At 54.2% G+C, this 6,174-nt stretch carries 6 protein-coding genes and 3 pseudogenes; 6 read left to right on the top strand and 3 right to left on the bottom strand.

Annotation, left to right across the window (positions count from 1 at the left end):
• Positions 1 to 242 (bottom strand): annotated as a pseudogene (locus BSG09_RS21195) (IS701 family transposase); the annotation flags it as partial.
• Positions 243 to 306: 64 nt separating this feature from the next.
• On the opposite strand from BSG09_RS21195, the gene BSG09_RS21910 reads away from it, so the two are divergent.
• Positions 307 to 462: a DUF7475 family protein gene (locus BSG09_RS21910; RefSeq protein ID WP_463508981.1), complete on the top strand. Its 156-nt coding sequence runs from the start codon at positions 307 to 309 to the stop codon at positions 460 to 462.
• A 56-nt stretch (positions 463 to 518) separates the two neighbouring features.
• On the opposite strand, the gene BSG09_RS19680 is transcribed toward BSG09_RS21910, so the two are convergent.
• Entirely contained in the window at positions 519 to 1,655 is a 1,137-nt protein-coding gene (locus tag BSG09_RS19680) for a tyrosine-type recombinase/integrase (protein ID WP_223174756.1), read from the bottom strand.
• A gap of 310 nt (positions 1,656 to 1,965) precedes the next feature.
• Here BSG09_RS19680 and BSG09_RS19675 point away from each other — a divergent pair, with 310 nt between their 5' ends.
• The 5 genes and pseudogenes from BSG09_RS19675 to BSG09_RS19655 all read left to right on the top strand — a co-directional run bounded on the left by BSG09_RS19675 (position 1,966) and on the right by BSG09_RS19655 (position 5,175).
• Complete coding sequence (locus BSG09_RS19675; RefSeq protein WP_092936148.1) at positions 1,966 to 2,556, top strand: DUF7342 family protein; 591 nt, start codon at positions 1,966 to 1,968, stop codon at positions 2,554 to 2,556.
• Between the two features lie 2 nt (positions 2,557 to 2,558).
• Positions 2,559 to 3,041 carry a hypothetical protein gene (locus BSG09_RS21800; protein WP_092936146.1) on the top strand — a complete coding sequence of 161 codons (483 nt, stop codon included), beginning with the start codon at positions 2,559 to 2,561 and terminating at the stop codon, positions 3,039 to 3,041.
• A gap of 524 nt (positions 3,042 to 3,565) precedes the next feature.
• Positions 3,566 to 4,618, top strand: a complete 1,053-nt coding sequence (locus BSG09_RS19665) for an SWIM zinc finger family protein (RefSeq protein ID WP_223174757.1) — start codon at positions 3,566 to 3,568, stop codon at positions 4,616 to 4,618.
• 15 nt (positions 4,619 to 4,633) lie between these two features.
• Positions 4,634 to 4,912, top strand: a pseudogene (locus BSG09_RS19660) (site-specific integrase); the annotation flags it as partial.
• Positions 4,913 to 4,959: 47 nt separating this feature from the next.
• The gene (locus BSG09_RS19655; protein ID WP_223174758.1) at positions 4,960 to 5,175 is read left to right on the top strand and encodes a hypothetical protein; all 216 of its coding nucleotides are present in this window, start codon (positions 4,960 to 4,962) and stop codon (positions 5,173 to 5,175) included.
• A 455-nt stretch (positions 5,176 to 5,630) separates the two neighbouring features.
• On the opposite strand, the pseudogene BSG09_RS19650 reads toward BSG09_RS19655, so the two are convergent.
• Positions 5,631 to 5,816, bottom strand: a pseudogene (locus tag BSG09_RS19650) (helix-turn-helix domain-containing protein); the annotation flags it as partial.
• Positions 5,817 to 6,174: the final 358 nt, after the last annotated feature.

Genomic DNA, 6,174 nt, shown 5'->3' with positions numbered 1-6,174 from the left:
TGAGTAATGAATCGCCGGATGCGGTCTTCATGAACATCCATTCGTTTCCCAATGCCACGCAAGGTTTTGTGGCTGCCGGGGCGCACTAACCCCTCAACGTAGGCAAGTGCCATCCGCCACGTATTGGCGGCACGCGCCCACGACGAGCCGTCGGGCCGCGTCGTGAACGCGGCCCGAACTGGGTCAAGAAATCGCCGAATCGCCAACTTTGGATTCTGTATCCGGCAGTTGATTTGGGCCATGCAAACTCAAAGGCGTCCAGCGAAGATTGCGGTGCCGATTCAACCGCCGAAGTAGTACTATGCAATTGCAACAATCTTCGGTTTGTTTATGTTTCAAGGCTTCAGCATTGAGGCGTTCTATATGAATGGTGACCTCAATCCAATGGCTGTTGTCTCAAAAGCAGCAGAAGCAGTCATTGCACTTGGGACATTATATATACATTCTAACACAAGCGCGTAAGATAACTACCGTGGATAAAGATCGTTTGATCAACTAGCAGTTTACACAACCCGATTTCACTCGTTCTCAAAGATTTCAGACGTCTCCTCTGCCAATTCTTCGGTCTCGATGTGGGCGTACATCTGTGAGGTCGTCCGAGGATCAGCGTGGCGCAACACCCGTTGTGCTGCGGCCGCACCGTGTTCGCGATAGATGGCTTCACCGACGCCACGCCGTGCGCCGTGGGGTTTCAAGTAGTCGCCGTCAATCTTGAGGTCGGCCTCGTCACACAGCCGCTTCAGGACCGATCGGCCGCCGTTGGTCGACAGCGACGGCGGAACGACCCCGTGTTTCTGATGTAATTCGAGAGGTTCGCCCGCGGACGGATCTACGTCATCGGGGAGATTCCTGTACAGCGATGGTGCATGGCTCGTGGCGAACACGGGCCACTCGGGTGTCGGCGGCTCGAGGGCCTGTTCCAGCCGCTCGAGTGGCCGATGCACTTGTCGTGGAAGTTGGACCTCCTCGTCTTCGTGCTGACTTTTGCCGAGCACTTGGAATTGGTTGTTCTCGAGGTCGATGTCGCCCCACCGTAAGCCGTTACGCCGGTCGTCACGTGGGTCCGCAAGGATTTCTCCACCACGTGCGCCGGAGTAGGCCAGCAGATAGACGAGCGCGCGATCGCGCAGTTCCTCGAGTGCGGCCGACCCCTTTTCGTCGACGGCTTCGTGGGCACGACGATCGGCATACCGAAGCAACGCTTTGCGGACCTCAGCTGACCAGAACTGCTGGTCACCGCTCCTTTTTGTCGGTCGCGGTGGCAACTCGTCGAGTGCAATCCCTTTCTGGGCTGGATTGTCCTCGAGCCAGTCCCATTTCACGCAGTAGGAAAGGAACGCCGAGACGTAGTCGTAGTACGTCCACGCGGTCGCTGCAGTCTTTGCGTCGTCGTTTGAGAGTGCTTTCGCATACGTCGCCATGTCGCGTTTCGAGACGCGTTCAACCGTCTCGGTGCCACGAGCTTCGAGGCGCTGTCGCCAGTCGGTCAAGACGCGCTCGAGGGCATCGCGATAGTTGCCGGCTTTGTTGCCCGACTCGAGGAAGTCGTCGATGGCGGCCTCGAGAGCGTGTTCTCCGGGTGTCGCCGCTGAATCGCTGTGATCCATCTGTTCGGTTTCCCGTACAGTGTCGGGGTGCATAAATTCACTGTGCATTACTGTACTAATGCACAGTAGATCTCCAAACCGCTCATTCGTCTGATTCCGGACTGCTCGAGTGTTCTCCGGCACAAATCAATACTTAGTGAACCTTATAACGCTATAGAAATTCTGTCCGCCGAGTGCTGAGACTATAGGGCCGTTAGCGGGGCTAAAATGCACGATTTCAGGCGAAGTGCGGTGTTTTGTGCGACTCAAACGACTGTCTATAATCCACTCTTAGTTCATTACTCTTCCACGATGAGCAGCCTACTGTAGAATAGTATCTGGCCAAAGGACTATATTACTCCACCTCGTCAATACTGATATGAGCGATCGAACCTTACCGGACGAGTTCGAGGATATCAACGAAGCGGTCAGTGAGGAGTGGGTGTCTGAGACGACTCCCTACGAGCGTGTTCGCCACGTTATCGCGCATACGTACGAGTCTGTTTCTGTCGACGCTATTGCTGACGACGCACGGACATCGCCGAAGACAGCACGTAAGCATTTGAATGTGCTCGCGAACGAGGGGTTCGTCGTCACTGCGACTGGTGAACATGGTGGAACGACATATCGTCGCTCGCCAGAATCACTCGTCGTTGAACAGGCTGCTGACATTCTTGAGCAGGTCTCAACTGACGAACTCACCACGCGTATCGCCGAAATGCGTGACCAGCTTAACAGCTACCAGTCCGAGTACAGTGTCGACTCGCCCGAAGAGTTAGCCGTTGAGCAGACAAATCAAGCACTCTCTGAATCTGCCTCTGCGAAACGAGACATCGACGCCGAGACAATCCAGGAATGGCAGACGCTCCGCCGTAACCTCGCATTCGCGAACGCCGCCCTCTCGATCGCGAATGCTCAGCGCTTCGTTGATGATGACCGTCACTTGACTGATGGCAGCGTTCCTGCGTAACGATGGGTGAGACACCTGCGACAACAGAGGATCATTCGCTCCGTGGGCCGATCGATCGGCCAGCCCTCATCACGATTCGAGAACTCGTCGACGAGGCAGAGCCGCTCGCGACACCACAGCTTGATGATTTTCTCAACCCGTCTGTCCTCGAAGTCTCTCTCGATGATGGTCTTTGTGGTGCCACGAGTGCTCGAATCGACGTTCAGTGGACAACACAGGCCGATTATAAGTTCCACTACACTGACTCAAAAGATGTGAACTTCCGTTGGGGGAAGCATTCTCACGATGGCGACTACATTTCGGTCTCTGATCTCGAACACTACCATCCACCGCCTGATGCTAGTTCCGATCCTGACGATGTTGAAGACTCCTGTATTAAACAGTCTCCTGAAGAATTAGTCACTCGTGCTGTCCTCAAACTCTGGCGTGTTGCCTATCGCATTGACTCGTACGCGCCCCTCAATGCGGGGAGCAATCCACCGTAAGGTCCCTGAACGAGCGGGGTAGGTCACAGTACTCGAAAGAGAACCGACGGCGACTACTATAGATGTCGGCAAACCCCTTCTTGCACAAGATGATTGGAAGTGCTTGAAAGACCCTATGAGGATTCGTCTTGTTCTTTCAAGCAACCGTGCCAACGTTTGGCCGAACACAATCTGGGAAATGGCATATCGTCGGGCCTGATGGGTGCCGATATGGACGAGCATTTGCTGACGAGACAGAGAAGTCGCCACACGAGTCCATCACAGCAACGGATATTGTCGCATACGAACCGCCCCAATCACCAGACAGTACTCAATCTCATTCGATATCACTCTCTTCTACAGGGAGTTCCATTCTACAGGGCCGGACCACTGAGCAGTGCCTTGTCTTTCCGACTGACATCCGTGAGAAGAGTTCTGACGTGTGTGAGTCATGCCGCCTACAACTAGAACAGCAGCAGAAGCGGCGGTCACAAGTCATCACTCAACTCAAGCGAGTGACGCCGATTCGTGACATCGGTTGGGAGGTGGTCGAGGAGGAGACTAGACATCCCTGTGATTGGTGTCGCGCCCACGAACTCACGACATGGCACAATAGTGAGTTCAACTGTACAGTCTGTCCAGCCTGTGGACGGCTCTTCGAGACACCACTCGGTGAGCCAACTGCTGAAAATGCGATAGAAGAAGATCTCCTGCCGGAAACGCCAACAGAGCCGGTTGAACCGATTGTATTGGGAACAACACTCCCAGACTACGACCCTACCGAACTGATCGGGAGCAATCGCCCACTGATCAAACACCGCCAAAAGAACAAATATGCTGAGTTGGTGCTTGAACTTGAGCGGACCGGCCACGCGTTCTCAGCCGACGGGATCGCTGCACTTGAGGAGATTCGTTCGAACTATGCTGACCAAGTTGCTGACGACACCGCCCACCAGACTGATGTCACGCTAGAGATTGGTCTGACGCCGCGTACGGTAACGATCAAAGGGATATTCCCTGGGGATAGTTCGTCGGTGATAGGAACGTGTTGGGATATCGTGAGCGACCCGACCAAGTGGTTCCCGATCGGATGGCCGGAGCAAGGATGGATCCACCGTCGGTCAGCTGATCCCTCTATCCCAGGAGACGAGCCCGTTGTAGACGCATTTCCTCGTCTCCAAACACAGACACCATCTCAATCAGTCGATCTCGAAACGCTTCGGCAGGTAACCGAGCCAGGCCGTTATGAGCGAGGAAGCCGCTACTACGAACGTGGATCGGTGACTGAGCTCGAGTACGTAGACCATACTCTCCAAGCGACAGTCCAAGGGAGCCGTCCATACGATGTTCAGGTGACACTCTCGCAGGGAAGCTATGTCAGTGGCCAGTGTAGCTGTCCCGATGATGCAGTGCCGTGTAAGCATATCGTCGCAGCCGTGTTGGCTAGCGGTGATGTCGAAGCCGTCGGCGGTGATCAATCTCTGGATGCTCTCCTTGCAGCGGCGTCTGCCGAAGAGCTTCGGAGTATACTTGCTGAGATCGCGGACGAAGACATAGGGATCCGCAAGCGCCTCTATGAGGAATTGAGCGAAGACTGAGCAGGATATCATGCTGGCGCAACATTAGAAGCGTGCTTCCAACGGATCGTCAAGCGGGCAGACGTCCAGGTGTGCGGGGAGACGCCGACCTCAAAGATGGGGCGACAGTTCTGGTATACGGCGTATGCAAACGCACAGAAACAGCTCCTCGCGACTCTCGACGCGATCGCGGCCGACCAGGGAAGCTCGGACGCGAGTGTCGTGTTTAAAAACTATCTCTTGGAGGCAGAACGGCGACAGTATCGGCGTGAATACATGCGAGATCGGCTTGCGGAAGCATTCGATTTAAAGTAGCCACCTATTTCGATAGATTCAACATATTTATGTTAGAATACCAATTAGTGGCGAATCTCAAACTCGATTTCGACGACGAACTAATCGCTGTCGACGACCACGACCGTCAACAGCGGCTTATGGCCGTCCACGACGGCGACGAGTGGACCATCTTCGAAGGGACGATCGACGGCCCGCACGCACTCTCGAAACGGGGCAGAGTCGAGACAGCAAATCAGGTCCTTGTTACTGCGTTGCAGTGGGTCGCTGAGAACGACGAGTAGCTATTTCTCTCGCACGCGCTCGAGCATGGTCACTCCGCAGTCCGATATCGATCGATTCGGGCTTTGTTCTGCGCATAGGACCGACTCGAGTCATAGTTCAGATCATCGGGCAGCAGGGCCTCACTGGCGGGCTCCGTCGTGACCGGCAGGTCAGTCGCGGCGAGCACGTCTCGAACCAACGATTCTCACTTGCCGATCGCCGGGTCGTCGTCCTTGTTGATAGGGGGATTGATAGTACTGAAGATATATATGAAGACAGTGTAGACGGTGCTCAGGACATAATTGATCAAGGAGCAGGCTCAATTGGGATTAAGAGCTTGGAATAAATTGATTCAACCAATATATGACGAAATCAAAAATCAGCTAGAATCTTAGATGTTGTATTATTATTTAGTATAGGTGTGTATTTACTCGGTATAATCTGAATAGCGCCCCAACTACAAGGGCGAAGTCACTTATTTTTTATCTTCGATAAGTGTAGAGGAGACCAGACTTCTCATTCCTCGGCGCAGCCGGCCGCTCATCGCTGTAGAGGAGACACCGACTTCGTTGGCAATATCCTCGAGCGACATCTCACGCGGTTCGCTGAAGTATCCTTTTTCGTATGCAACCTCGAGAGCCCTCTGTTGCTCCTCTGTTAAATAGCCTGTTGCACGTTCAAGATCAATTCGTCAGACATGGCAGCGTGAGACTGATCCAGTTCGAATCTGCCGACTGATAATCAATTCGGTGAGAGAAGTCTCAGAAACGCTCGCTGAATCAGGTGTTTGAGTCAGTTTTCGATCACGAATAGAGCCGCCTGAGAGCGATGCCTCTCAGGCGGCGCGTGCTTCGACTCCGGGCTGGGGCCGTCAGATGAGGCGACTGGGAGAACGTATCAGTCCTGGTTTTCCCTGTTGTTTTGCGGTGAGTGACGTCGCGACCAGAGCGACTGCCGAAAGCACGACGTGAGTTTCCACGTTGTTCTCCTTGCGTGCGCGGACGCGATCGAGGCCGGTA

The sequence above is a fragment of the Natrinema hispanicum genome, from assembly GCF_900111485.1.
Classification (GTDB): Archaea; Halobacteriota; Halobacteria; order Halobacteriales; family Natrialbaceae; genus Natrinema; species Natrinema hispanicum_A.
Note: the sequence above shows the minus strand (reverse complement) of the source record. Positions and strands in the feature narration are given on the sequence as shown.